Source organism: Streptomyces sp. Q6 (assembly GCF_036967205.1).
Taxonomy (GTDB): domain Bacteria; phylum Actinomycetota; class Actinomycetes; order Streptomycetales; family Streptomycetaceae; genus Streptomyces; species Streptomyces citrinus.
In genome coordinates this window covers 335628-360459 of sequence record NZ_CP146023.1, presented here as the reverse complement: position 1 = coordinate 360459, position 24832 = coordinate 335628, and the positions used below count along the sequence as shown (strand labels likewise).

The window sequence follows — 24832 nt, the reverse complement described above, 5'->3', positions numbered from 1 at the left end:
GACCAACCGGCTTTGCCTGCAGCAGGGTTCTCGGCTTCTCACGACACCGGTGATCATCTGGAGTAGCTGCAGCAGGTCGCGCGTCTCCTCCAGCGTGAGCATCTCCAGGCGGCGGGCGAGCGCGCCCTGCGCGGGAACGAGGTGGTCGGTGTCCGTACTCATGCCCGGGCAACGAGGGCCGACGTCGGGGTGCATCCGCACGAACTGGACAAACACCCGCACGGCCGTACTGGGGAGTCTGTTCTCGTTCCCTCAGGAGCCGAGAGCGTGGCCTTCATCTCGATCGCCACGGCTCGCGCGACGTCACACAGGCTCCCATCGGCTTCCTCCGGCTCGTGGTCCAGAACCGTGCGCCCTCCTCGAACCAGGCGGGCGGGAAAGCGTCCCAGTACGGGTGTCCCCAGCCGGGCGAGAACGCGGTCGGCTTCGGCAACGAACGCGCGGTGCAGTTGGGGCTCTTCGGCCTCGTCGGCCATGAGGAGAACGCCGGTCACGGGGATCGTGTCCACCGGAACGTGGCGCAGGGTTCTCTCCCGCCACACCATGGCGGCCTCCGCCGGCGTGAGCGGGATCCCTTCTCCCGTGGCCGTCCGGTGTCGCGGATGGCTCACCGAGACATTGACCTCGAACCCCTGGTCGTTACTCAGCAGCAGATACTCGTCGGCGATGCCCTCAAGCGACCCCGGGCACAGGTGATTGTGGATCCAGTCGTCCGCAAGGAGGATCCAGTCGAAGTGCACCCGTGCCCAGGCAACGAGATCTGCCAACGCCTCGAGGGACAGGTCGCTCACGTGCTCGTACAGCGCGCCCGCACCAGACACCAGACGCGCGGGTTGCCAAAGAGTCCCTGATGTAGGTGCTTTGGGCCGCTCCGTATGAGGCCACTGCGGGACGGAGCGCCAAGGTCGTCGGGGCACTGTGCTGCGTGCGGATCCGACAAGCAGTACCCGCTCACCGTGCAGTGCCCAGGCGGCGCCCAACTGTTCGGCGAACCGCCGGGGCGTGAAGTTGTCCGAGGTCATCGGCGGCATCTCCAACTGCAGCACCCGGCCGGGGGCGTTCGGTCGGAGTGGGGGGAGGCAAGCGGGGCCGTCGGCGGTCTGTTGCTCACCAAGAACAGAGAAGGGGCGGGGGCGGCGTGTCGCCGGCACGGGGGTATCGGAGGGGACGCTGGTGGTGGTCACGGTCAGGATGCCGTCCCAGCCGTCGCCGTGGAGGCGGGGGATGAAACGCATGTGGCACGCGCTCGGCCCACACTCGTGCGTCGTGCGGTCCATCACGAGGCCGGGGCCGGCGAGCGTGTTCTCCAGCACGGCGGCAAGCCGGTCGTCGTGCGGTGGCACCTCCGGCCCCACCCTCCGGCGCACGTGCCAGTCCAGTCCGTGATCAGCTTCCTCGCTGACGACACGGACCCCTTGATGCCCGGCGAGGCGTTCCCACAGACCGGGCCGGCGCAACAGGGCGCTGGCCAGGTACATGGAAGTGCCGTGGCGCTCAGTGAGGGTCGGCGGGGTAATCGGAGCGTCGCGGCGCCGCGTACGGGGCCGCCCGCCCCGTGCGGCGCGCGGCGGCGGTGTGCTGTGGGTCCACAACGGGCGTCGGCCTAGGGCCTTTTCGGTGCTTTCGTGGTCGCTAAGCAGGGGGATCATGTCGACGCCGCGGCAGGACACATGCAACAGGGCGCTGCCTTCCTGGCCGTCGAACCAGACATCGATACCCCGCCCGGCGGGCTGTGCCCGCAGGCCGCCGACCCCGTGGATCGTCTTGTCCTGGTCCCGTGAGGGCAGCAGGTCGAAGAAGGGGAGAAATGCCTCGCCGTGCGTGAGGTGGACGTCGAGGCGCTGCTCCTGCGGGACGACCTGGGCGATACAGAAGGCCGCCAGGCCACCCGCGGGCGCTGTCAGCGCGCCGAGCAGCAGGGATTCCAGCAGGGCCTGTCGACTGCGCGCCGCGGGCACCAGCCGGGAGTAGCCGGGTAGTTCGCCCACGCGGGCGCGGACTCCTTCGAGTGACTCCTTGGTGAAGTCCGCGCGCGCGGAAGCAACGTCATGCAGCAACATCGCGTGTCCTTTCGGCACTGGCCCCCGACCGGGCTCTGAACAACGCGGTGTTGTTGGTGCAGGAAGTGCGGAAACCGAGTTGGGAAGGTGTAACGGCGAAGAAGGTTTCCCGACGACGCCCGCAGGTCGGATGAGGCGCCCGGAACTGGCCCCTCGCTCGGGCCAGGCTGGGACAAAAGTACCCTTCGGGGACCGTGCAGCCGTGGCACCGCTCCCGGAGACCACCCTGTTGGGTGAGACGTGGAGCTACTACGTCACTGTCCACACAGGCAGCCGGGTCTCCGGCCCGGAATCGACCGGATTCCGCAAAACGCCTGTGCTGCTTGCGTGGATTCGGTGTCCTGGAGTTCAGCGTGGCAGGCTCGGCGTCATCCGGGCGCGGAGACGGCCCGATCCCCAGCAAGGTTCGAGAGCGACTGGAGCCGTTCCTGTGAGCAGCGTTCACCCCCCGCTTCGCCTGATCGTGACCGGTGGCGGGACCGGCGGGCACACCTATCCGGCCCTCACCGCGGTGCGCACGCTTCAGGCCCGGTTGACGGCCGTGGGCGGTGGCCTTGACGTCCTGTGGGTGGGCAAGGCCGACAGCCTGGAGGAGCGGGTCGCCGCTGGTGAGGGCATCGCGTTCGCCTCGGTGGCGGTGGGCAAGATCCGTCGCTCGAAGAACCCGATCAAGATGGCGTCGCCTGCGAACGTCGCCGATATGAGCCGCGTGCCGCTCGGTGTCATGCAGGCCCGCAAGGCGATCAACAACTTCCGCCCGGATGTGGTGCTGGCGACCGGCGGCTATGTGGCTGTCCCGGTCGGGATCGCCGCCACCCGGCTGTGCCGCGTCCCGCTCGTTGTGCACGAGCAGACCGTGCGGCTGGGCCTGGCCAACAAGACGCTCGCCGGTGCCGCCAGTGGGATCGCTGTGTCCTCCGAGTCCAGTCTGTCGCTGCTGCCCGAAGGCGTTCGCGACCGCGCGGTGGTCACCGGCAACCCGGTGCGGCCCGAGGTGTTGTCCGGGCAGCCGGACAAGGCCGTACAGGCCCTCGGGCTGGGCGGCTTCGACCGGCGGCTGCCCACCGTGTACGTCACCGGAGGGGCCCAGGGCTCGCTCCAGATCAACACCCTCGTACGCGATCTGCTGCCCTGGCTCCTGGAGCGGGCGAACGTCATCCACCAGTGCGGCCCCGACCACGTCGACGAGCTGCGCCGCAGTGCGGCGGCGCTCGCCCCGCAGCTCGCCGCGCGCCACCATCTGACCGCGTACGTCGGGCCCGAGCTGCCCGACGTGCTTGCGCTCGCCGACGTCGTGATCTCCCGCAGTGGTGCGGGCACGATCGCCGAACTCACCGCGTTGGGCAAGGCGTCCGTGCTGGTGCCGCTGGCGACTTCGGCCGGGAACGAGCAGGCCCACAACGCCGAGCATCTGGAGAAGGTCGGCGCGGCGCTCGCGCTGACGGGCGAGGTCACCGCCGAGCGGTTGCGCGAGGCAGTCGCTCCGCTGCTCGCCGACCCGGGCCGGCGCACGCAGATGGCCGCGCAGGCCCGCACGCAGGGGCGTCCCGATGCCGCCGAGCGGCTGGTGGATCTCGTCCTGTCGGTTGCCGGCCGTTAGCGGAGGTGGCGTGCGGCTCCGGTCTCGATGATCTGCGCGCAGCGGGTGAAGGCGGCCATCGGCTGGCCGATCGGGTCGGGCACGTCCTGGCCGTCGAGATAGAGGCGGATCTTGTGCGCGTTGTCGTCTGCGATGAGGAGCAGCTTCTCCAGCACGGAATGGTCCATCGCGAGGACGAGGTCGGCCCAGTCGAGCGCGGCCCGGTCGACGGGGGCGGGCGCGTGGTCCAGGAGGTCGTAGCCGCGCACCGCTGCGGCGGCGATCATGTCCGGGTGGGCGGTGTGGCCGACCCACTTGTCGACCAGGCCCGCTGAGCGGACCTCGGCCGCGTCCCCGGCCCGGTCGGCGAGGATGCGGGCGGCCAGGGGGCTGCGGCAGTAGTTGCCCAGACACACGGTCAGGATGCGGCGCGGCCGGCCGGTCATCGTCCTGCTCCGGCGGCGGCCAGGGCCTGTTGCAGGGTGTCCACCACGCGGTGGATGTCCTCGGGGCCGAGGTGCTGGTGGAAGGGCAGCGTCATGATCTCCTCGCCGAGGCGCTCGGTGGCGGGCAGCGGCCGGTGCCAGGGCCGGAAGGCGGGCTGGGTGTGGTTGGGCGGGTAGTGCACGCCCACGCCGATGCCGCGCGCGTGCATGAACTCCCAGACCCGGTCGCGGTCTTGGACCTTCACCACGGCCAGGTGTGGTACGGAGTTGTCCACGTCCACGTCCACCAGATCGACACCCTGCATGGGCTTCAGCGCCGCCTCGTACTGCCGCCACAGGTGCTTGCGGGTGCTCTCGGCGACCGCGAAGTGGGCGAGCTGGACGGTGCCGATCGCGGCGTTGAGCGTGGACATGTGGGCGCGGAATCCGACCGTCGTCACCTCGTAGGTGGTGGCCGCCGCACGGCGGTCGGCCGAGGCGGGCACACCCAGGGAACGCAGGCCGCGTAGCCGGGCGGCCTCGGCCGGGGTGCGGGGCACGATCATGCCGCCCTGGCCGCACGTGATGTTCTTGATCGGGCCGAAGCTGAAGCAGGTCAACTCCCCCGTGGAGCCCACCCAGCGGGTGCCGCAGCGGGAGCCGAAGGCGTGCGCGGCGTCCTCCACGACCGTGATCCCCCGCCGGTCGAGCGTGCCGTGCAACGGCGTCAGGTCCACGGCCCGGCCGCCGAACAGGACGGGCACGACGGCGGCGGTGGCCGGCGTGAGGGCCGCTTCGACGATCTCGGGGGTGATGCACAGGGTGTGCGGGTGGACGTCGACGAAACGGGGCCGGGCGCCGGCGGCGAGGATCGCGTGGATCGTGGCGCAGAAGGTCAGCGACGGCACGATCACCTCGCTGTCCGGCCGCAGGTCGGCGGCGAGGAGCGCCAGGTGCAGGGCGGCGGTTCCGGAGCTGACGGCGACCGTGTCGGCGACGCCGAGGAAGCGGGCGACGCCTTCCTCGAAGTCCTCGGTGGCCCGCCCGTGCCCGTAGTGGCCGCTGGCGAGGATCTGGTCCACGGCGGCCTGCTCGCCCCCGTACAGGTAGGGGCTGGCGTTGCGGGTGGCGTCCGGCCGGGCAGTCGCACGGGTCATCAGCACACCTCCGACAGTGCGGGCAGCAGGGTCTGGTCGCCGCTCGCCAGCGTCTCGACGTACTTGGTCAGGAAGATGCCGGGCCGGTAGGCGAGGCGGGAGTGGTCGACGTGGCGGCCGAACATGGCGTTCAGACTCTGCCCGATCAGTTCGGCGCCCGCGGCCTCGGCCAGGGCGAAGCCCCCGGCGATGCGCACGTTGAGTTCGGTGATGCGCACCCGCTGGGGGTGCGCGTCGTCGACGAAGCCCTGGACGCAGCACAGGCCCATGGCTCCGGCGGCCGCGAGGGTCTGCCGCACCACCGCGTCGACCTGTTCGTCGTGGAAGGTCGTGGACACCATCGACAGCCCGGACTTGACCAGGGCGCGGTACCGCAGGACCGCCGCGGCCCGGCCGGTTCGGTCCACGAGGCAGTCGGCCGTGAACTCGTAGCCCAGCAGCCGCTCTTGGATCATCGGCTCGGGCACCAGCTCACACAGCACGCGGGCCTGTTCGTGTGTCGAGCAGATGTGGACGTGCTGCGCGCCGTGCCCGCGCCGCGGCTTGACCACCAGCGCGCCCTCGCCCTCGGGCACCTCGTCGAGCTGCTCGGGCAGCACCGTCCGGGCGGTGGGGACGCCTGCCTTGACCAGGACCTCGTGGAAGGCCGCCTTGTCCAGGCAGGCTTCGACCGAGGCCGCGTCCGGCAGCCACAGGCGCACGCCCACACGAGCCAGGTCTTCTCGGATCTCCAGCAGCGGGAGCAGGTCGTTCTCGATCCCGACCATGAGGGCGTCGGGACGCAGCTGTCGGCAGAGCTGCACCATCGCCGCCGCGTAGGCGGGGTGGTCGGCGCGCGGCGTGACGCGCGCCGTCACCCTCGGCAGGAGGAGGCCGGGCGCCAGCGGTTGCGCGTCCGTGCAGATGACATGGTGCTGGAGGCGTTGCAGATGCCGCGCGAGGTCGAAGCCGGGAGCGGCGCCGACCCCGGTGACCACGATCCGCTTGGGCGGGATGATTCCAGTCTCAGACATGGGTGATGCCCCTCTCCGCGGCCTTCGCGAGGCTGATCTCCGGCAGCGTCGATTCGGGGTCGCGCAGCGCCGGCGCCCGCCGCTCGGGGTGGTCCCGGTACCACTGCACGGTCTCGGCCAGCCCTTCTTCCATGTCCCGCCGCGGCCGGTAGCCCAGCTCGCGCACCTTGGACCAGTCCATGGCGTAGCGGACGTCGTTGGACCGCCGGTCCTCGACATAGCTGACCTGGCTCCAGTCGGCGCCGCAGGCGCTCAGGATCAGCCCGGTCAGGTCCTTGTTCGTCAGGTCGGTGCCGCCGCCGATGTTGTAGACCTCCCCGGGGGTGCCCTCGCGCAGGACGAGTTCGATGCCCTGGCAGTTGTCCTCGACATGCAGCCAGTTCCGGATGTGCTGGCCGCTGCCGTGCAACGTGCACGGCTCGCCGTTGAGGAGGTGGCTGATGAACCGTGGGATGACCTTCTCGGGGTGCTGTGCGGGCCCGTAGTTGTTGCTGGAGCGGGTGACGCAGACCGGTACGCCGAAGGTCTGGTGGTAGGAGAGCGCGATGAGGTCGCTCGCCGCCTTCGATGCCGCATACGGCACCGTGGGCCGCAGCGGGTACGCCTCGCTCGCATGCCCCTTTGGCAGCGGCCCGTACACCTCGTCGGTGGAGACGTGCACGAACCGCTCGATGCCCTTGCGGTGGGCGGCATCGAGGAGGACGTGGGTGCCCAGGACGTTGGTCGCCAGGAAGGTTCCGGCCTCGAAGAAGGACCGGTCGACGTGCGACTCCGCCGCGAAGTTGACGACATAGTCGTGGCGTTGCACGAGCTCGTCGACCAGCTGCTGGTCGAGGATGTTGCCGCGCTCAAAGTTGAGCTTCGGGGAGATGAAGGAGTCCGACAGGTTCGCCTTGTGACCGGCGTAGGTGAGCGTGTCCAGGACGGTCACCGTGGCAACGTCGTCACGCTCCAGAAGCCGCTTCACGAAGTGCGAGCCGATGAAACCGGCACCGCCGGTGACCAGGATGTTGTCCATGGGCCTGACCAATCGTTGTGGATGGTCGGAGCAGGTCTCCCGTGCGGGGCGAAGCAGGGCTTCGCCCCGCACGGGGTATCCGGCGGCCGGTCCCAAGGGTCGGGGCCGGCCGCCAGGTTGAGCGCCCGCCCGCCGCCGACAGCGGGCGGGGTGTGCAGTGGGCCGACCGCGAGCTCCCCCACGGAACGTGCGGCCGGGGCGCGGGATCAGGGCGCCATCTCCTCAATGAGCAGGTCTCGGGACACACCGCGTACGGGCGCGCCGGTCCTCACGACCAGGAGGAGACCCCACGTAAAGGGGCCCGCTCAGGCTGACGGCCTCGATCAGGGCTGCGAACGCCCCTCCGGGACCGCCGCCGTAGCAGGCAGATGGGCGCGCACGGTCTTCCCCCCGTTGGCGAGCAAAGTCAGGGAGAGTTCCCCGCCCAGCGCGCGGATCAGCGGCAAGCCTCTCCCCTGTTCGTCGTCACTGCTTGGGATGAGGTGCTCGCGGAACCCGGGGAACGCACCTACCGGATCGCTGACGTCGATGAGAAGCGCACCGCCCTCGAGCAACGCGAGCCGCACGTCAAGGAGATGCCCGGCGACCCGCGAGTAGCGGACGGCGTTGGTAACGAGTTCGGAGGCGATGACCGTCGCGTCCTCCTGATCGCCGTCCCACGCCCACATGAGCAGTCGACGGCGGACATGGACACGCATCAATGACACCGCTCGAGGCACCATCGAGTAGCTCATGGACCAGTCGTGGATGACGTTCTCCGCCACCGTGGGCGTCGTGTCCAGTGTGTTCACGGTCGCTGGTCCCCTCAGGCTGGCTTTGTTCGTCATCCATCAGCGTTGCTGGCGTGAAGGGTGCGCACCATGCGTCGGGGGTATCACCGACGTGTCACTGTCGGCGGCGGGGCATCACGTAGGTGTCATCTCGCCAACTCCCTTTGCTCGGAGCCAGGTTCTGGGGATAGTCAAAGTGCTGTCCGGCTGTCTGTGCCGGCTGCGACTCGATCTGGAGGGATCATGGCGCCGCAGCCTCGGAACCTGCTCCATGCCCTGGTTCTCGCACGATCGTGGACGTACGCAGAGGCCGCCGCCGAGTACCGGAGGGGCGGGGCCGAGCTCGGGAATGAGCTGAGCGAGGACCTGTACCGCACGGCGGACGTCTCGGAGCCGACGTGGCGGCGGTGGACGAGCGGCCGAATGCGCAGCCTGCCCAACGCTCCGGCACCACGCATCCTGGAACGGATGTTCAGCAGACCGGCACGGGAACTGTTCGGACCCCCGCCGCAGATTTCGGTGACCCTGCACCCCGTGCTCGACGAAAGCGACATTGCCATGACTGCTCGTGACGCTGCGGCCCACGCCGGGACCGCCGCCTCCGCCCACCTCCCCGACATGACCCTCGACCAGGTTGAGGACGACGTTCGGGCACTCGCCGTGGACTACGAGACGACTGACCCGGTGACCGCGTTCCGCAGGGCCGAGGTCCTACTCCTGGACGTTCAGGAAATGCTGGAACGTACTCAACGCCCGCGCCAGCAGGAGCGGTTGTACCTTGCGGCCGGACAGGCGGGAGCCCTCCTAGCCGTCGCATCGTTCGACCTGGGAATGCTGGGCCCAGCCGTGCAGTTCGCGCGGACCTCCGCCATGTACGGGCAGACCATCGAGCACGGCCCCCTGCAGGCTTACGCGCACGGCGTGCTCGGCTACCTCGCCTACTGGGACAACCGCCCCTCGAGCGCCCTGCGCAACATCCAGATCGCCAAATCGTTCGCGGGCGTCGGCGACATGGGACAGGTGCGCCTCGCCTCGATCGCGGCCCGCGCCCACGCCCACCTCGGCCAGACCCAGGAAGCCGAACGCAGCATCCAGGCCGCCCTCGAACCCCACGGCTCCGGCCTTGACGACCTTCATGACGCGGTAGGAGGGGAGTTCGGATTCCCTCCGGCGCGAGCAGCGATGAGCCACGCGACGACCTACCTCGTCCTCGGGGACTCCCACCACGCCGAAGCGGCGGCCGAACACGCACTGACGCTCCTCGAAGCCGACCCCGACGTCGACCGCCAGGTGCAGATCCAGGTGACGGTCGATTTGGCCCGCGCCCGCCTGCTGCGCGGCGAACTGGAAGGCGCTGACGAGGCATTGGTTCCCGTCTTCGCCACGCCGGTCGAGTGGCGCACGATCGGCCTCGTCGACCGGGTGACACACCTGCGCGCCCAACTCACCCGGCCGGAAGTCGCCTCCGCCACACCAGCTCGCGCGCTGGGCGAGATCATCGAAGACTTCGTGGCCCGGGCTGCGGCCCGCCCCCTTCCTGGCAGTCGGCTAGCCATAGAGGGCTAACCCAGCACGGCAAGGATCTTCTGTTCCTTCTCGGAGTCGATGCCGTGGTCGTCCCAGCGGGGGTGCTTAACCGGCTCCTGGCCGGAGACCAGCCACGCCCACGTGTCCGCCACCGTCTGCTCCAACGGCCTGCACGACAGCCCGGCGCCCACAGCGCGCCGGGAATCGACCGCCCAAGCACCATGCGCGGTACGCCACAACGGCATCTCGGTCCACTCGCGGACACCGAACTTTTTGAGGAGGCCATCCGGCGCCCACACCAGGCGACCACGACCGCCAGTTGCCTCAAGGCAGGCCGTGAGGAAGTCGCCCATCGTGGCCCTCCCTTGTGGTGCGGCAACGTTGAAGTCACCCAGGGGTGCATCGAGGGCGAACGCGGCGACGTCCCGTACGTCGACCGGCTGAATGGACTGCACGGGCCTCCCTGGCGCAAGAATGGCACCGCCGCGCTCTGACCTGCGCAGCCACCACGGCAGGCGGCCCACGTACTCGCCGGGCCCCAGGATCACGCCGGGGCGAAGAATCGTGGCGTATTCCCCGAAAGCGTCCCGTACCGCGTTCTCGCATCCAGCCTTCTGCATGCCGTAGTGGATCGTTGTGCCCTGTTCAGCTCCGAAGTCACGGCCCGAGTTGGGCGGGGCATAGTACGTGGGGCTGCTCTCGTCCAACGGCTCATGCGGCCAGCCCGTGTACGCGTTCACCGTGGACAGGTACACGTAACGGTCAGCGACACCGGCCAGCATCCGTGCTGCGGCTTGTACCTGATACGGCGCCATCTCGGACGCTGACGTGTCGACGACCACGTCCCAAGGGCCGTGGGACGCCAGCCTCCGCACATCGTCTTCATCAGTTCGGTCGCCGCGCACCACCGCGATGCCGTGCAGATCTGGCGCACTGCGGCCCCTGTTGAACGTGGTGACGTCGTGCCCACTCAGGAGTGCCCTCTGGGCGATGGCTCGGCCCAGGAACCAGGTTCCGCCGAGGAGGAGGATGCGCATGCGTCCGATCATGCCTGGCCGTCGAGCGGCCTCACCAGGGGATGCTCTGACATATCAGGGCGCGGTCCAGATCCGCGGCGGCACCGGGGGGAGATCGGCCACGACGCTGCCTCGTCCACCGTGCGCAGCGTGCCTGCCGGCTTGTCGGCGTCCCCATCACCGTGCTCTGGCTGGAGGAAGCAACTCGGTAGTGGACCCAGTTCGGGCGGTCAGTCCGTCGGCGGCACGAACGGAAGAAGAGCTGACTTCAACAGGTGAACCTCCGGGCCGATCACTGGACTTACCTGCCGCACCCACGATCTCTTTGATCGTCACTCCGGGAGAACCGCGCCGCCCCACGGCACGGCCCCGATCCTTCGCCTCGAGCCGCGTTGTCACAGCTCACGCCTAGGGTGACCGTCGTGAGCTCACCGGCGCCACGAGCCGGTGACGCGATTCTTTGGGGGTTGGTGTGTCCTGGTGGAACAGGGAGCCCGGGACGAGGCCTCAGTGGGAGCTGGAGCCGCTGGCAGCTGTGGGGCCGCTGCGGTTTGGGATGGATGCCGACCAGGTGGCAGCCGCCCTGGACGGCGCGATCGCCTACGTCTCCAGCGGATTGGGAAAGCCGCTGGGGTGGGGACAGTACACCGACTGGGGGGTGACCGCGTTCTTTGGCGAGGACGCGGACCTTGTGGCCGTCGCGGTGGAGGCCATGGGCGGCCCGCAGGTACGGCTGCGGAACGTCCAACTGATCGCCCAGACTCCTTCCGCGGTACGCGCTCAACTCCACGACCGCGCGCGGCAGGAGGGCGCGCAGGTGCGAACGAACTGGAACGGTGATCCGGAAGTTCCGGCATGGGGCCTGTCGATGGGAACGACACAGGAACTGGTGCTGTCCGCCGAGGGGTATCTGCAGCGGCTGGACACGAGCATCACCGACGCCCTCTTCGTCGCGCCCGCCCTCGCTCACGATCCTTACGCGGCTGAGCCCGTCAATCAGTACTTCGACATCGGCGCCAGGGCGACCAACCCAGGTTCCTGGCCAGTCAAGCCCGCCGCGGACCGACCGCGGTGGGACTGGACTCCCCTGCAGCAGATCGGCCCGCTCCGGTTCGGCATGACACCGCACGAAGTGGCTGCCGCGCTCGGCGAAGAGCCGGCCGACCGCCACGGCCGCTACCCCTTCGGCCAGTCCTGGGAAGGGATCGGCCAGTGGATCCTGACGGAGGACCGGTTCACCCAGGCCGGAGTGAGCGCGCACTACTCCAGCGGTTTCAGCTTCCCGCCCGTCCTCGGCGCCGTCACCGTGCACGGACGCACCGGTCCTCAGGTCGCGTACGCGGGCATCCAACTGATCGGCCGACCGGTCACCACCGTGGACAACGCCCTGATACAGCACGTCGAAAGGCACGGCATTCAGCTGGTCGTAGGCTGCGGCGGAGACCTCGGCCCCGACGGTCTCAACATGTATGTCCGGGCCACCAGAGCCGGAGACACCATGATCAGCGAAGCACGGTTCTGCCAACAGGAATGGGAAGACCACGGCTGACATCTCCCCACGTCTCAAGGCGAACCCTGAGGCAGAGACCTGAGCACAGCAGGTTCCGGCCCGATCAGCGGAGCGGCCCGCACGGGGAGATATCTGGCCGTGGTGTACGGGGCGCAGGTGCGTGAGGCCCTTCGGCGACAGCGAGAGCACCATCTCGTCGACGCCGGCCAGGCGCCGCTGCCGCTTGTGTTCAAGCAGACCAACTCCACGATCATCGACAAGGTGATGAAGGCATGGCCGAGTGGCAGTCCCGGCCGCTTGACTGCGTCTAACCGGTGGTCTTCGTGAGGGCAGCGTGAGGTGTCTGCCATCGCGCCAGCGACGCTCGCTGGGCACGGGCTGATTTGGAGCGCACCGGCACCCCGGTCCTGATCGTGTGGCCAGAAGGTGCCAGCCGTTGACGGCGGGGCTCGCGGACAATCAGTGCACGGCAGCGGCGCCTGCCGCGAGCGCGAGGAGTGCACCGAGGAGCAGAGGTGGTCCGAGCGCGATGGGCGTCTTCGCTGTGGCCTTGCCCCGGGCGATGAGCACGATGCCGTACCCGGCGGCGAGGATGTGGCCGACGAGTACGCCGTACAGCAGGGTGCTCCAGCCGTACCAGCCGAGCGTCGCGCCGATGAACAGGCCGAGCTTCACGTCGCCGAAGCCCATGGCGCGGGGGCTGATGAAGAACATCACCGAGAACACGGCGCCGAGAACCACACAGCCGAGCGCCGCGGTGGGGAGCGAGCCGGCCGAATCCGGCAACAGGCTGGCGGCGGCGAGCAGTAGGAGGACCGCGGCGGCGAGCGGCAGGGTAAGTCTGTCGAGGAGCCGGTGTACGCGGGCGTCGATGAGGCCGAGGACGAGCGCGGGCGGAGCCAGAAGCAGCCAGGCGACCAGCTCAGGGCGGGCTCCAGTGGCTGAGGCGAGGACGCCGCAGATCGCGGCCGCGGCAGCGCAGACCACGCCCACCGAGCGTCGGTCACCGTAGTGGTGCCCGCCGGCCGGGCACACGGGCAGGAGCCAGGTGCGGGCGCCGCTGGGCAGGCGATGGCCAGCGGGGCAGGTGGATTGCCAGGGGTCGCCGACCGGGACCGAGAGGCGGTAGAGCGCCGCCTGGGCGCACCAGCCGGTCACCGCTCCCCACGCGGCCGCGGCCACGATCACTGCCAGCATCTGTGTCTCCCCCGCCGCTGTGTGATTCCCATTGTGGATCAGGCAGTTGAAGAGTCCGCGGTCAGGCGGGTGCAGAGCGGGCAGAGCTCGCCGGGCGCGCCGACGGGGCGCCCGCACATCCCGTCCTGCCCCGGGCACTCGTGCCGGATCGCGACGGTGTCGAGCGCCGTCCTGCCCGTCGGTGGAGCCGCGGAGGCTGGGGGCTGGTGCGCTGGCCCCGGTTCGCGAGTCCGGTCGGCCGCGGCGAGAAGCGCGAGCTGCTTGAGGCGCGCGCCGACGAGCGCGGCCAGCGAGTGGGTCCGCTCGTGCGGTGCCGGGTAGGGACGGCCGACGAGCGTCTCGCGGATGTGCTCGCGGCTCACTCCGCTTTCCAGAAGGCGGCCGACGAGCGGGGCTTGATCGGCGAGGGTGTGGCCGGTGGCCAACGCGGCGTGCAGTTCGGGGTGGTGACGGCCGATCGACAGCAGCACCTGCTCCCCCCGTGCGGCGGCCGCGGCGTCAGATCTCGGCGACCGCGTCGGGGGCGAGCACGGCCCGGATGTCGCGGACGGAGGGATGGGGATGGTGTTCTGCTCGGTGGTCTTGTTGGAGTTGTTCTTCTTAGGGGGCAGATTCCCCTGCCCTGGGTCAGCCTGCGCAGGAAAACCCGACTCAGGTTCTGACCTGGCCGTTTGCCCTGGCTCCTCCAGCAGCGGATTTTCCGGCTCAGGTGCTGGCCTGCGACGACGCGCATCGGGCGGTGAGCCGTCGCCGTCCGGCCGCGCACTGCCGTGCGCGGCCGGCTGCCATGGGGTCTGAGCAGCGATCGCGAGCCCCTCGGGCATGTCGGTGAGGTAGTAGCGGGCCTCGCCCAGGCGGCCGCGGGCATCGCGCTCTCGCTCGCGGTGAAGGTAGCCGTGCTGCTCGAGTTCGCGGAGCGCCGCGCTCAGTGCGTCCTTCCCCTCGGGCCCGCCTCGCAGCAGCATCACCAGCGAGATGCCGAAGCCGTCGCGGTGGCTGAGCAGCTCGACCAGAAGGCCACGCGCGCGGCGGGACAGTCGGCGGTCGCGGACGGCGTGGTTGAAGACCGTCGTGTAGTGGGCGCCGATCACATCGATGGCCATCGGGCCACGCTGAATCAACCCGCCGAAGCGCCTGGGTGCTTGGCTCACCTGTTCACTCCCCCGTCCGGGATCCGTACGCCACGGCAGGCCGTAGATCGTTGTTCATGACGGAGTTGACCCGGCGGGGCGTACCGGATCGCGTACCGATTCCCCGGCGGCGCGATCACGGTTCCATCACAGTGCGTCACCAAGTGGCCGGTGCGCAGACCGGTGCGCGTCTCGACGTCGGTAGAGGACGCGTGGCGCCGGTGTGGCGTGGCGCCAGGTGCGCACCGAGCGGGCGGCGGCTGCGCAGGGGGCAGCGGAGTGCTGCGCGGCGAACGGGCGCTGCGGGTGCGCAGCGGCGCACGCGGGGTGCTGCGCAGGATGCGGTCTGAGGGTTCGCGCAGCGCACCGAGGAGGTGCGCAGTCTGTGGTGCGCAGTGGGTGCGTGGCGGATGTGCAGCGCGGGTTGTGCAGAGAGTTGGGCGCTCTGTCGCAGCTACTGCGCAAGGCCGGCCGGTGGTGCGCGTTTGTTTTCCAGACGCGCACCGGCCCCATGTCGGCGCCCTCTGGGGGGCGCCCAGATGTCCAGGACGGGTCCGGGCCGGCCGGCCGTCGCGGTGGCCGGTACGCGTTTTCCGGGGCGCTTCTAAGGGCGTACCAAAACGCGTACCAGTGGTTGCTCTGCCCAGGTCACGGCCCTGGCGAGGATGCAGATTCCCCCGCCGGGGCGGGCGTCGCACTCGCCCCATGAGGTGGGGTGGCGGTGACCGGTACGCGTTCGCGGCGGGGGGGGGCTCGGGGCGGGGGTACCGGTCGTCGCGGGCATTGCGGCACCGGTGGTCGAGTTCGGTGCGCAGCCGTCGTCCGGTGGCCGCTGGGTGGGTGCTCCGCTGAGGGCCGGAGGCTGCGCAGGTGTGTCCTCTCGCTGGGACTGCGCAGTCCCATGTCGGGGCCCGCCCGGTGCGCCGACGTCCGGGCCAGGTGCTGCGCAGGCTGAGCGTGCGCTGTCCCGGCGGCGGGTGCGCAGTACCCGATCCGGAGCCGCGCCCGCTCGTATGCGGGGCCGGGATGCCGTCCTTGCGCCCGCCCGACGTGATCGGTGCGCAGCCCGATCCGAGATGGACCACGCCCCGGTGCGCGGTAGGCGATCGCTCGGTGCGCACGCGGCCGTCCGTGACGTTCAGTGGCCACCGTCAGGTGCCGGCACAGGGATGCGCCGAGGGGCCTCACGGGTGCGCGCGGCCGTCGTCGCCTCTTCGTTGCAGCGGTGCACCGCCCGTTGTGCCGGACCGTCGCCCGGTGCGCGTTCGGCTGTGGCCCGGCGAGAGCGCGTACCGGATTGCGTACCGGCTCCATCGTGACGCTTTCGCAATCGCAGCCCCCCAAAACCGGTGCGTAAACCGGTGCGCGCTGCCGGGTTTCGTCATGGCATCAACCGCTTTTGCTGCACAGGAGAACGCCGATGCCAGCATCACCACACGAGGGTCCGCCGACCGTGGCCGGCCTCGATCTGGAGCGCACCCGACGGCGGGTGCGGATGGGGCGGGCGGGGGTGTGGGCCTGCCTGGTCGCCGGTCCCCTCGCTCTCGCCTTCACCGTGACCCAGCCGAACGTGCGGGTCGTCGCGCAAGCCACCCCGGCGCCGGTCCGCACCACGCAGGCGTCCGTCGCCGTCGATCCGGGCGGATATGCCGCCGAGTTCATCGACGCCTGGCTGCGCGCGGATGCCAGCCGGCCGGAGAGCCGCTTCGCCCTGCGTGCGCAGCAGCTCGGCCCCAACGTGCAGCTGCCCGAGCCGGTCGACGGAGCGAAGGCGCCGCAGCGGGTGAGCGCGGTGCGCAGCGTGCGGGGCGCGCACGGCCTGTGGTCGGTGACCGTCGCCGTCCAGGACACCGATGCGGTGCGCTACTTCGCCGTTCCTGTCTCCGCGTCGTCCTCGGGCTCCGCGGTGACGGTGCTCGGGACGCCGGCGCTCGTCGCGGGCCCGGGCACGGTGAAGACCGCGGCGTCGCGTTACACGGTCGACGTGCCGCAGGGGCCGCTGACCGAGACGGTCGGCGACTTCCTGTCCGCGTATCTGTCGGGCAGCGGCGAGGTCGAGCGCTACCTCGCCCCGCGCACCGAGTTGGCGGCGGTCACCCCGGCGGTCGCCGATCAGGTCGGCCTCGAGACGGTCAGCGGCCGCGAGCAGGCCACCGCCGGTCAGCAGGTGCCCGGTGACGGCACCCGCGTGCACGTCCAGGCCTCCGCGACAGCGCACAGCGCCGCGGGCCGGTGGCCGCTGTCGTACGAGCTGACCCTCGCCGCGCGCGGCGGCCGGTGGGAGATCGCCGCGCTCACCTCGGGCGGCGGTGAGGAGCAGTGAACACCCTGCACCAGGTGGTGCTGGCCGGTGAGTTGAACGATCTCGGCAACTCCTGGATCGGCATGTTCAAGGGCTGGGCCGACGGGGCGCTCAAGGTGGCGCTCGCCATCATCGTCGTCTACGTGCTGGTCACCCGGTTCAGCCTGAAGGCCGGCGTCGGCGCCCTGTTGATGATGATTCTCGCGCTCGGCCTGTACAACGCCCGCGAGCAGATGGCGGACAAGGTCGAGGACGAGGTCAACAACCCGACCAAGGGCGCTCCCGTGCTCCATGTGCCCTACGGCGAGGGCGGCCAGGAGCTGGCGCCGGGCGTTCGGGGTGCGGGCCTTGGGCGAGGTGCGGCATGAGCGCGGGGACCACGCCGGTGCGCGTCGCCCGCTTCTACACGATGGCGCGCCAACTGCCCTGGGTGATCGGGAAGTTTGGTGACTGGCGCATCCCGCTCGGCCCGTTCAACGCCGTCCAGGTTGCGCTGATGTCGCTGGGCGGGCTGGTCCTGGTCAAGAGCGCCTCGCTGTGGTGGCCGGTACTCGGCCCGGTTCCGGTGATCGCCTGGCTGGCGCTGATCTTCCTGTGCCGCAAGCACCGGATTGCGGGCCGCACCCCCGTCGGCGCGCTCCTCGGTGTCGCGGCCCGCCTCGCGCAGCCGGCCGGGGGCCGGATCGGCGGGCGCCCCGCCCGGGATCGGCGCCCCCAGAAGCTCACCGGCACCTTCACCCTGCAGTCCCTCGAGCCCCTGCCCTCCAATGGTGCGTGCACCACCACGAAGCCGTCCGCACCGTCCTCGAACCGGCGCGCGCAGCAGGCCGAGAGCCCGGTTGGTGCCGAGCGGATGCGCCCAGTGCGCCGTACGCGGCGCCCCGTCGGGCCGGGCCCGCACGCGCGGCCGGCCGGCGAGCCGACCGCCACGGCTGCGGGGCGGCGAGTGCTGTCCCCGGTGGAGGCCGCGCTGCTCGCCGCCCAGCGTATGAAGGGAGAGCGCTGATGCGCGTTCCGATGCAACACCTTGCCGGTCATCTGCTGTGGTCCACCGAGGGGCACACCTGGGCCGTCTACCGGCTCCACCCCGCTGCGGGCGAGCGCGGTCACAGCGCTGAGGCGGTCACCGGCGCCTACGTGTCCGCTGCGGTGCGCGAGGAGCAGCTGCAGCGCATCACCCAGCTGGTGCGCTCGCTGTCCGGTGAGCCGCGCCTGTTCGGGGTGTGCGCTCAGCTAGATCCGTCCGAGATCGCCTGGCGGATGCTCGAGGGCCTGCACGACGCGGACGGTGAACTGCAGCCGGGCGCGCGTCCGTGGCTCGAGCACGTCGAGGCCGCCCTGGACGAGCTGGACGGCCGGGAGATGCACACCCGCACCCTGTGGCTCGCGGTGCCGCTCAACACACAGGAGCGGGCGGCGAAGACGTCGTTGCTGACCCGCGGCATCACCTGGGGTGCATGGGGCGAGTATGTGGACGCGCTCGGCCTGACGCCGTCACCGGTCAGTGAGACCGAGGTGCGTCAGGCGCAGGAGACGGCCCATCAGGTCGAGGCGCAGATGACCGGTTCGGTGCCGTTCCGGCCCGCCACGCCGGCCGAGATCGTGTGGCTGGTGCAGCACGCGGTGCACCGCGGCCTGCGTGAACCCCTTCTGGCCGATGCGTCCGCCTCCCCCTTGTATGCGGGCCGGGTCCGTGACGGTGCGCTGCACTCGCCCAGTTACGCCGACCTCGGACAGATCCGCCTCGAGGAAGGCGGCCGCCCCCGCACGGCCGCCGTGGCGACCACGGAGGCGAAGGCCCGCGGATGGCGGGCTGGGCCCTCCCGTACGAAGCGGGCCTCATCACGGCGCACCACACGGCAGTGGTGGAAGGAGGCCACCTCCCCGATCCGGCGTCAGTGGCTGCAGGTCGAGTCCCCCGCCGGGACCGGCTATCAGGCGCACCTGGTGCTCGCCGAGGCCCCGCCGGCCGTCTCGCAGCAGGCCGCCGATCTCTTCGCGCAGCTCGAAGTCCTCGACTTTCCGGTCGACTTCACCGTGAGCCTCGGCCTGATCGACTCCGCCGAGGCCCGCCGCAAGATCCAGGCGAAGCGCAGTGAGCTCGTCGACCAGGTCGATCAGTACGCGGCGCGCCCCACCGGTGCGCCGCGCGCGATCCCCGAGGCCGAGCGGGACCTGGACGAGGAGGACACCCGCCTGGCGCGGACCTCGGCCGAGGTCGAGGTGCAGGCGGTCACCGTGCTCACTGTGTGGGCGCCGAGCCCGGAGCTGTGCGACGCGCGGGCGCGCGCTCTGGAGAAGTTGCTCGCCGGGTGTGACTACCGGATGCTGCGGCCGACCGGGCTGCAGAGTGATCTGTTCACGCTCGGGCTGCCCGGCAGCGTCCGCCCGTATGCGGTGCGGGAGTTCCGCCAGAACCAGCTCGGCGAGGACTGGGCGATGTCCGGCGCGTTCACCCGCAGCGAGGTCGGCGATCCGACCGGGATGCTGCTGGGCCGCGATCTGGACTGCGGCACCACCCGCCCCGTGCTGATCAACGTCTCCGACGCGCCCAAGCGCGACGCGTCCGCGTCGGTGGCCGCGATCGGTGATCTGGGCGGCGGGAAGAGCGCGTTCGGGAAGCTGGTCGAGAGCGCGGTCGTGGACCGCGGCGGCCGCGCGATCTGTATCGACCGTACCCCGGCCCGCGAATGGGCCCGCTTCGCCCGCGGCTCCGCCCCGGGCCGCTACCAGATCATCGACGCCGCCCGCGCCGAGCTGTCCATCGACCCGCTGCGTCTGTTCCCCGGCCCCGAGGGGCGCCGCTACGCCCTGAACTACCTGAGCCTGCAGCTGGGAATCCCGCTGATGAGCGTGCAGGGCGAGGTCCTGCACCACGCCGTGGAGCAGGCCGCATCCGTGCCCGAGCCGTCCATGTCCGGCGTCGTGGAGATCCTCGCGCAGACCGCGGCCGACGGGTCCGGGGAGCGCACCGATGCCGCCAAGACCCTGGTCGGCATGCTCCGCCTGGTCACCACCAACCCGCTCGCCGCGATGATCTTCGACCCGGAGTTGCCCGTCGCCCGGCTCGATGGGGATGCGACCGCCGACCTGCTCGTCATCACCACGACCGGGCTGGTCCTGCCACCCCGGGTGGCGTTCGAGAAGCCGGAGATCTTGCAGCACCAGCCGCTCGAAGCGCTGATCGGCCGGGCCGTGCTCTACCTGATCGCGGCCATGGCCCGGCAGGCGGCGTTCAGTGACCTGGACCGGTTCTGTGCCGTGGTCACCGACGAGATGTACTGGCTGACCAGCTCCGCCGAGGGAAGCGCGCTCGTCCACGAGATCCTGCACGACGGCCGCAAGCACAACGCGGGCCTCATCGCGGCGGCCCATGACGCAAAGGAACTGGGCGAGGACGCCAACCTGTTCGCCTACAAGCTCCTGGGGCGCACCGCCGACCGGGACTCGGCCCGCCGCGGCCTGAACTTCATCGGCCTGGACGGCAGGGACGAGGACCTGCTGCGCACCGTGACGACCGAACTCTCGCCGGTCGGGCACCGCGAGCGCGCGGGCGAGTTCCTGCTGACAGGCCCGCGGCAGAACACCGGCCGTATCAAGGTCCGCATTCCGGCGGTGCCACGGATCGACGACCACATCCGCACCACCCCCGGCGAGCACACCCCCGCCCCCGGTCAGGGAGTCTTGGCATGAACCAGCGCTTCGTCGACCTCCGCCGTCAACTCGGCTCCCTCAGCCTGCTGTTCGCCGTCATCGCCCTGCTCATCACGGCGATCGTGTTCGTGATCTGCGCCCCTGGGGTGCCGGCGGCCTGGTGGCCGCAGACCGGAGGCGCCTTCGCCGCCTCCCCCACCTCCCCCTCCGCGCGCGCCGCCGAAGCGGTCACCGCACCGCAGGGGGCGGCTCCCGGGCAGACCGAGGACAGCGCCCGGCCCGCCGCCCCCAGCGACTCGAGCGTGTGCGACACCATCGTCGGCCCGGCTCACGCCTACTGCCTGCGCGGTCAGGAAGCGAGCGCTTCAGCGCAGGGGATCACCCTCGCCCGCTCCTGGCCCGTGGGCGCCCTCGCACTCGGCCTGGGCACGCTGTACGTCCTGTCCCGTCGCCGCCGGAGGCTGTGATGCGGCGCCCGGATCGCGGAACGCTGCGTGCCGCCGGCTTCACGGCGCTGCTGATGACGGTGTTCTTGACCGTCAACACCTCGGTCGCCTACGGCGCCGATGCGGCAGGCTCGAGCGACGGGCTGCTGTCGCCGCTGGAGATCACGACCTCCGAGGGCGTCTCGATCAAGAACTATGAGCTCGGGGCGCAGAGCGGCAGCCTGATGAACTTCGCCGGCAACCTGCAGGTGATGGTGCTCAGCGGGCTGTTCACCGTGATCCGGGTGGGGATCGGTCTGGCGTGCTGGGCGATCGAGGTCGCCTACCGCTTCCCCCTGCTGAAGCTCCTGGCGGCGCCCGCCCAGCGGCTGTCCGAGCTCTACACCGACACGGTCGTCAACGAGCTCGATCTCAAATCGACGCTGCTGGCCTGGGCGTTCGTGTTCGGCCTGGTGATGGTGATGCGCGGCAAGCACGCCAAGGGCTGGGGCGAGATCGCGCTCACTTTGGTGATCGGCGCCGTCGCCGCTTCCGTGTTCGTCACGCCGAACTTCCTGCTCGGCAAGGACGGTCCGCTGCTGCAGACGCAGTCCGCGGCAGCGGAGATCGCGCAGAAGACGGTCAGCTCCTACTCGTGGGGCGGCAAGATCGCCTCCGACGATCCGTGTTCCGGGCTGGTCGGCAACGCCATGAACAAGTGCTACGGCGTGCAGGAGGCCACGACGCCGGACGCCGAGAAGATCGCGAAGCCGATTCAGGACGCCGTCACCAACGCCATGGTCGTCAAGCCGTTCATGCTCCTCGAGTACGGCCGGATCCTGGACCCGTCCAAGCCCGCGGACCGCGCCGCGTACGCCGTGCACCTCAAGTGGGTCTCCGGCGGCTACAAGGTGGCGACCCCGAAGAACACGGACAAGAACGATCCGTGCCGCAAGATCCACGGGCCTGCGCACAAGTACTGCGAACGCGGCCAGAAGCCCTTCAACCCCAACGACTACCCGAAGATCACCCTCGGCAGCGATGCGTTCAGTGCGCTCATGCCCATCGTCTCCAAGGACGACCAGGAGTTCGGCGCGTTCCTTGAGGATTTGAAGAAGTCCGGGCCGGTCGGCAAGAAGTGCGCGGCGTACGCGGCCGCGCCCTCCTGGTGGCGGGTGTCCGCGGTCGGGATGGTGTTCATCGCCGCCCTGTTGATCATCGCGTTGCTGCTGTCCGCGGCCGTCGCCCTGACCGGCGTGGCCGCGGTCTGTGCCGGAGCCGCGGCGGCGGGCGGCATCACGTGGGTGTGGGGCATGCTGCCGGGGCCGTCGCGTTCGGTGGTGTGGCGGTGGCTGGCGCTGTTCGGGATCTCGATGGCCATCATCCTCGCGATCGCCACGTTCATTCCGGCCGTCGGCATCACCATCGACGTGATCTTGACCGACGGTCCCGATCTGCTGGCCGAACGCCTGCTCCTCATCGATGTGCTGGCGTTGGTCGGGATCGCCTTCCACCGTCGGCTGCTGGTGCTGATCACCAGCTTCGGGCAGCGGATGACGCTGCGGATGCGGTACGCGAGTGTCGGCGGCAGCCACCTGGCCGGTGACTCCCAGCTCGGCGCTGCCCTGGCCATGAGCGGCGGCGCCGGCGGATACCTGGCCACCGGGTCCCTGCGTGGCCGCGGCGCCACCGGACTGGGACTGACCACGTCCTCGTTGATGCAGGGGGTGCACGGTGGTCTGACCGACGGTGCGGGGATGCCCGGGGACCCCAGGCGCCTTCTCGCGGACGCGAACGCCGAGGCCTCGCGCGGTCTCGCCCCGTTCGGTCTCGCGGTGGCCGGAGGCCGCCTCGCGGCGGGCGCGGCCTTCGGCCTCCTGGTCGGGAAGCGGCCCGACGGCGCGAAGTTGGCGTCGCTGCGCAAGCCGACCGCTGCGGGCGACGACCCGACCGCTGCCGCCGGGATGGGGCCGGGTGGCGCAGGCCCGGGCGGCGGCCCCGGTGGCGGGCGGCTCGGCCCGAACGGGCCGGCAGGCGGGCCCGCGGACCGCTATCGCGACGAGAACGGCGAGATCAAGGACCCGGACACCGGCGCGACCCTGCACGACCAGAACGTGGACCGGACGCTGCTGTCGACCCGCGCGCACAACTCGCTCATTCGGCTGCGGGGTTACCGCCTGGCCTACCAGGGCGGGCGGGTGCTCTACGGCGCCACCATGGCGCTGCCCTCCACGGCGCGCACCGCGGCGTCGGGGACGTCGACGGCTACGGCCGACGCGCGTCAGCAGCTGCGCGTGTGGGGCAACACCCTGCGCCAGGACGGCCGGGCCTGGACGAGCATGCTGCACCAGCCCGCGGGCAGCGGGCCGACGGCGAGCGGGCGCCGGATGAGTCCCGCGCCGACCTCCACCGGGTCGGCCGCCGGTCCTGCTCCTTGGGGCACTCCGGCCTCGGGAGTGTCGGCGGGTAGCGGTGTGGCCGGCGCACGGTCACCGAGGCCGGTCACTGGGATGCCGGGGCTGCGGCCGACTGCGCCGCCTCCCCGGCCGCCCGTCACGCCGGGCGGGAGCGGGCAAGGGGCAGCGCCCTCCGGCCGCCCGGCCTCGGCTGCGCCGCCCAGCAGTGCGGGACCGGCCGCCACGCCCCCGCCGCAGGGCAGCGCCTCCCGCGTGCCGCGGCCGCAGCCGCGCTCCCGTCCCTCGTACGGGCCGAGCCGCTCGGTAGCCGCTCGGCGGGACGCGGAGGCGATGTTCCGCCGGATCCTGGACAACAACGCCCGCCGCCCCGACCAGGGCGACGACGGGGGTGAGGCCCCGTGAGCACCCTCCCTATCGCGCCGATGCGGCCGGCCGGCCGGCGTCCCGCACGCAATCAGCGTCGGCTGCGCCCGGGCCGCCGCGGCCTGAAGTGGGGCCTGATCATCCTCGTGTTGCTCGGTCTGGCGATGAGCTGCATGGCCACCGTGACGGGTGCGGCCGGCCGCCTCGCCGTCCTCGCCCAGCAGAACGGCGACGAGGCGGACATCGGGCTCGCCGGGGCGGGCAGCAGCGCGGACGTCCCGCCCCGGATGCTGCAGGCCTACAAGAACGCCGTCGGGAGGATCCACGGTGTCGTGCCCGCCTGCAAGGGGATGCGGTGGCCGGTCCTCGCCGGGATCGCGAAGGTCGAATCCAACCACGCCGCAGGCCGGACCATCGCCGCCAACGGCGACGTCCGTCCGAAGATTTACGGCGTCCTGCTCAACGGCTCCGGGGCGGGCGGCAACAAGACCGTGTTCGCCGACACCGACGGCGGCCGGTGGGACGCCCTCGCGTCCGGGGAACGTGCCGTCGGGCCTTTCCAGTTCATGCCCGCCACCTGGGAGTCGCAGGGCCAGGACGGCAACAAGGACGGTGCCAAGGATCCGCACAACGCCGACGACGCCGCGCTCGCCGCCGCCGCGTACCTGTGCGGCGACGGCCGCAACCTCGGGGTCAACACGCAGCTGCGCTCCGCGATCTTCGCGTACAACCAATCGGACGCCTACGTCAGCAATGTCATGAAGTGGATCAGCCAGTACACGGCGGCCTCCAGGGCATCCTCTGGCGCCGTGAACCTGAGGGGCGTCTCGGGCAAGGCCCGTACCGTGCTCACGGCGGCACTGTCCCAGCGCGGGGTGTCCTACTCCTGGGGCGGCGGGTCAGCCAACGGACCGACCACGGGCAGTTGCTGCTCGCCGAGCGGCAAGTCCGGGGCGTCGATCACCGGGTTCGACTGCTCGGGGCTCACCTCGTACGCGTACGCCCAGGCGGGCATCCGGCTGCCGCGCACCGCGGCCGCGCAGGCTGCGCGCGGCCACCGCATCACCGTCTCGGCCGGTCAAGGCGCCCTGCAGCCGGGTGACTTGGTGTTCTTCGCATACGCGCCGGGCCGGGACTTGACGATCTACCACGTCGGTATCTACGTCGGCGGCGGGCAGATGATCAACGCTGCGCGGCCTGGCACCGTCGTACGCCTCGACCCGGTCGACGCCATGTCCGGCTACGCGGGAGGGGCGCGTCTCCTGTGAC

Annotated in this window: 19 protein-coding genes; 10 read left to right on the top strand and 9 right to left on the bottom strand. The window is 70.8% G+C overall.

Annotation, left to right across the window (positions count from 1 at the left end):
- Positions 1-158: 158 nt before the first annotated feature.
- Positions 159-2060 carry a hypothetical protein gene (locus V2W30_RS41240; RefSeq protein ID WP_338704345.1) on the bottom strand — a complete coding sequence of 634 codons (1902 nt, stop codon included), beginning with the start codon at positions 2058-2060 and terminating at the stop codon, positions 159-161.
- Positions 2061-2490: 430 nt separating this feature from the next.
- Here V2W30_RS41240 and V2W30_RS41235 point away from each other — a divergent pair, with 430 nt between their 5' ends.
- Positions 2491-3660 (top strand): UDP-N-acetylglucosamine--N-acetylmuramyl-(pentapeptide) pyrophosphoryl-undecaprenol N-acetylglucosamine transferase, encoded by a 1170-nt coding sequence (locus tag V2W30_RS41235; RefSeq protein ID WP_338704344.1) that lies wholly within the window; start codon positions 2491-2493, stop codon positions 3658-3660.
- Here the strand turns inward: V2W30_RS41235 and V2W30_RS41230 are convergent.
- From V2W30_RS41230 to V2W30_RS41210, 5 genes are all read right to left on the bottom strand, one after another.
- Positions 3657-4085 carry a low molecular weight phosphotyrosine protein phosphatase gene (locus V2W30_RS41230; protein ID WP_338704343.1) on the bottom strand — a complete coding sequence of 143 codons (429 nt, stop codon included), beginning with the start codon at positions 4083-4085 and terminating at the stop codon, positions 3657-3659. The two genes, V2W30_RS41235 and V2W30_RS41230, sit on opposite strands and share 4 nt — an antisense overlap.
- Positions 4082-5221: a DegT/DnrJ/EryC1/StrS aminotransferase family protein gene (locus tag V2W30_RS41225; protein WP_338704342.1), complete on the bottom strand. Its 1140-nt coding sequence runs from the start codon at positions 5219-5221 to the stop codon at positions 4082-4084. Before V2W30_RS41225 ends, V2W30_RS41230 begins: the two co-directional genes overlap by 4 nt.
- On the bottom strand, positions 5221-6234 hold the full coding sequence (locus V2W30_RS41220; RefSeq protein WP_338704341.1) for an ATP-grasp domain-containing protein: 1014 nt from the start codon (positions 6232-6234) through the stop codon (positions 5221-5223). Before V2W30_RS41220 ends, V2W30_RS41225 begins: the two co-directional genes overlap by 1 nt.
- On the bottom strand, positions 6227-7252 hold the full coding sequence (rfbB, locus tag V2W30_RS41215) for a dTDP-glucose 4,6-dehydratase (protein ID WP_338704340.1): 1026 nt from the start codon (positions 7250-7252) through the stop codon (positions 6227-6229). Before rfbB ends, V2W30_RS41220 begins: the two co-directional genes overlap by 8 nt.
- Before the next feature lie 323 nt (positions 7253-7575).
- Entirely contained in the window at positions 7576-8043 is a 468-nt protein-coding gene (locus tag V2W30_RS41210) for an ATP-binding protein (protein WP_338704339.1), read from the bottom strand.
- 222 nt (positions 8044-8265) lie between these two features.
- On the opposite strand from V2W30_RS41210, the gene V2W30_RS41205 reads away from it, so the two are divergent.
- The gene (locus tag V2W30_RS41205) at positions 8266-9588 is read left to right on the top strand and encodes a hypothetical protein (protein ID WP_338704338.1); all 1323 of its coding nucleotides are present in this window, start codon (positions 8266-8268) and stop codon (positions 9586-9588) included.
- Here V2W30_RS41205 and V2W30_RS41200 read toward each other — a convergent pair.
- Positions 9585-10586, bottom strand: a complete 1002-nt coding sequence (locus tag V2W30_RS41200; protein WP_338704337.1) for an NAD-dependent epimerase/dehydratase family protein — start codon at positions 10584-10586, stop codon at positions 9585-9587. The genes V2W30_RS41205 and V2W30_RS41200 overlap by 4 nt on opposite strands.
- A 535-nt stretch (positions 10587-11121) precedes the next feature.
- Between V2W30_RS41200 and V2W30_RS41195 the strand changes: the two genes are divergently transcribed.
- Positions 11122-12114, top strand: coding sequence for a hypothetical protein (locus V2W30_RS41195; protein ID WP_338704409.1), 993 nt, complete (start codon positions 11122-11124; stop codon positions 12112-12114).
- A 420-nt stretch (positions 12115-12534) separates the two neighbouring features.
- Here V2W30_RS41195 and V2W30_RS41190 read toward each other — a convergent pair whose 3' ends face one another.
- Entirely contained in the window at positions 12535-13272 is a 738-nt protein-coding gene (locus tag V2W30_RS41190; RefSeq protein ID WP_338704336.1) for a prepilin peptidase, read from the bottom strand.
- 38 nt (positions 13273-13310) lie between these two features.
- The gene (locus tag V2W30_RS41185) at positions 13311-14375 is read right to left on the bottom strand and encodes a hypothetical protein (protein ID WP_338704335.1); all 1065 of its coding nucleotides are present in this window, start codon (positions 14373-14375) and stop codon (positions 13311-13313) included.
- A gap of 1447 nt (positions 14376-15822) precedes the next feature.
- Between V2W30_RS41185 and V2W30_RS41180 the strand changes: the two genes are divergently transcribed.
- From V2W30_RS41180 to V2W30_RS41150, 7 genes are read left to right on the top strand one after another with little or no spacing between them, the layout of a single operon-like run.
- On the top strand, positions 15823-16725 hold the full coding sequence (locus V2W30_RS41180; RefSeq protein WP_338704334.1) for a conjugal transfer protein: 903 nt from the start codon (positions 15823-15825) through the stop codon (positions 16723-16725).
- Positions 16722-17072 carry a hypothetical protein gene (locus V2W30_RS41175; RefSeq protein WP_338704333.1) on the top strand — a complete coding sequence of 117 codons (351 nt, stop codon included), beginning with the start codon at positions 16722-16724 and terminating at the stop codon, positions 17070-17072. The genes V2W30_RS41180 and V2W30_RS41175 overlap by 4 nt, the downstream gene beginning before the upstream one ends.
- A complete protein-coding gene (locus V2W30_RS41170) occupies positions 17069-17710 on the top strand; it encodes a hypothetical protein (protein WP_338704331.1) in 642 nt (213 codons plus the stop codon). Before V2W30_RS41175 ends, V2W30_RS41170 begins: the two co-directional genes overlap by 4 nt.
- Positions 17710-20397 (top strand): ATP-binding protein, encoded by a 2688-nt coding sequence (locus V2W30_RS41165; protein WP_338704329.1) that lies wholly within the window; start codon positions 17710-17712, stop codon positions 20395-20397. The genes V2W30_RS41170 and V2W30_RS41165 overlap by 1 nt, the downstream gene beginning before the upstream one ends.
- Entirely contained in the window at positions 20394-20825 is a 432-nt protein-coding gene (locus tag V2W30_RS41160) for a hypothetical protein (protein WP_338704327.1), read from the top strand. Before V2W30_RS41165 ends, V2W30_RS41160 begins: the two co-directional genes overlap by 4 nt.
- Positions 20825-23602, top strand: coding sequence for a hypothetical protein (locus tag V2W30_RS41155; protein ID WP_338704326.1), 2778 nt, complete (start codon positions 20825-20827; stop codon positions 23600-23602). The genes V2W30_RS41160 and V2W30_RS41155 overlap by 1 nt, the downstream gene beginning before the upstream one ends.
- Positions 23599-24831 carry an NlpC/P60 family protein gene (locus V2W30_RS41150; RefSeq protein WP_338704324.1) on the top strand — a complete coding sequence of 411 codons (1233 nt, stop codon included), beginning with the start codon at positions 23599-23601 and terminating at the stop codon, positions 24829-24831. Before V2W30_RS41155 ends, V2W30_RS41150 begins: the two co-directional genes overlap by 4 nt.
- Position 24832 lies beyond the last annotated feature (1 nt).